This window comes from Acinetobacter sp. 18QD2AZ41W (genome assembly GCF_009829025.1).
GTDB classification, from domain to species: Bacteria; Pseudomonadota; Gammaproteobacteria; order Pseudomonadales; family Moraxellaceae; genus Acinetobacter; species Acinetobacter pseudolwoffii.
Genome location: NZ_WURP01000051.1, coordinates 1 through 1,788 on the forward strand (window position 1 = coordinate 1; position 1,788 = coordinate 1,788).

The following is a 1,788-nucleotide window of genomic DNA, read 5'->3' on the forward strand; positions in this document are numbered from 1 at the left end:
ACTATGATAAGATTAACCCGTTAGGTCAGGTGGCCTAACTTAAATAAAAAAGTCTCCGACAAACCCGGTACGGTTCATTTCGTATTCGCTATTTCCATAAGGTTACCCTAATTCTTGTATCGCTCCTGACATAATAACATAACTAATAAGTAACCATGAATCATAGAGCAGAAATGTGAATAGTCATAACATGGGGTTACACTTCAAATGCCAATTTAAGACTTGCAAAATTAATGGTTAATTAATTGGTTACTAAGGACTAGCCAATCTAAATATAAATTTTATTTAACAATTACTTATAGAAATATGTGATGCGTATGATACGCATCATATTAATATCGCTTAAATTTGCTATAATTGAATTGAGCAGTGCATTTTATGGTTAGGTTAAATATTCATGAGTCTTACAGAAGTTAAGATACGCCAGGCTAAGCCAAAGGAAAAAATCTATTTTCTGGCAGATGATGATGGCTTAAGTTTGAAGGTAGAACCAAACGGACGTAAATCTTGGAGTTATCGTTATTCTATTAAAGGTACAAATAAACGTCCTCGCATAAAGTTAGGCGAATATCCTGTCACATCGTTAAAAGAGGCAAGAATTGTCCGGGATGAATATAAATTTAATGGTCATCAAAATAAACCACTGCATCAAAAAAACATAAAAAATTTCCAAGATGTTTGTGAAGAGTGGTTGGAATTTAAAATTAGAAATTCCTTTGAAGACAAACCACGATGCGGAGTCATTCAGCTTGCAAAAAAATGTTTGGATCAAGATGTTTACCCCAATATTGGAGTAATGCCATTTACTGAAGTTAAAAGATATGACTTGGTTAAAATTATTAAAACTATAGAATCTCGGAATGTAAAAGAACCTGTAAAGAAAGCCTATAGCTATTTAAATCAGATTTATGATTATGCTGTAGCAATGGGTTATTGTGAATATAATATTGCCATTGGTCTTCATAAAATATTAATCAATAATAAGATTAAAAAGAATTATCCGTATTTAAAATCAAGTGAGCTATCTAATTTTTTAGCTAGATTAAATAAGGTTAATACAGACCCTATCATTAAAAAAGCATTGTTATTTAAGTTATATACAGGTGTACGTGGTAGTGAATTACTGCTTTGTGAACCACATCAATTCGATTTGGATAAAAAAATATGGAAAATACCAGCCTTACATATTAAACAATATAGAAGAAAAGTTATTTTAGGTCATGATATTCCTGATTTTTTAGTTCCACTATCTGATCAAGCACTGGAAGTTGTAAAATCTGCACTAATCTGGTCTCATGGAGAGAAATATGTTTTTTCTAGTCCACGAAATAAAAATAAACCCATTCATTTTAATACGCTTAACTTGATTATTAGAAAAATGGGATACAGGAAAAATGAATTATCTTCTCATGGTTTACGCTCAACGTTTAGTACAATATTAAATGAATCTGGCTTATTTCAATCGAATTGGATTGAAGCACAGCTATCCCATACTGATAAAAATAAAACCCGTGCCAGCTATAATCATGCAGAATATTTTAATCAGCGTGTTGAGATGATGCAATGGTGGGGAGATTTTATAGATAATTGTACTCTATGATTATTAGATCTCATTCATAAATAAAAAAATGATCGTTATATTTAAATAGATATTAAAAGTGGCACTGTTGCAAATAGTGATTTGAGTCGATGATGTTCCCTTTAAAAAGTGCTTAGAGACCGAAAACCCTGTTGATTAGACACACTTCACCCTGAGGCTGACCATAATAAAATGACGATGCTTGTCCT

At 31.6% G+C, this 1,788-nt stretch carries 1 protein-coding gene and 1 pseudogene; one reads left to right on the plus strand and one right to left on the minus strand.

Annotated features, from left to right (window positions below; all coding sequences use genetic code 11):
* Positions 1–397: 397 nt before the first annotated feature.
* On the plus strand, positions 398–1,600 hold the full coding sequence (locus tag GVV58_RS15180; RefSeq protein ID WP_100355904.1) for a tyrosine-type recombinase/integrase: 1,203 nt from the start codon (positions 398–400) through the stop codon (positions 1,598–1,600).
* Positions 1,601–1,712: 112 nt separating this feature from the next.
* On the opposite strand, the pseudogene GVV58_RS15185 reads toward GVV58_RS15180, so the two are convergent.
* Positions 1,713–1,788 (minus strand): annotated as a pseudogene (locus tag GVV58_RS15185) (IS6 family transposase); the annotation flags it as partial.

Coding starts and splice junctions, on each gene's coding strand:
- GVV58_RS15180 (WP_100355904.1), top strand. CDS start 398: ATGAGTCTTACAGAAGTTAAGATACGCCAGGCTAAGCCAAAGGAAAAA.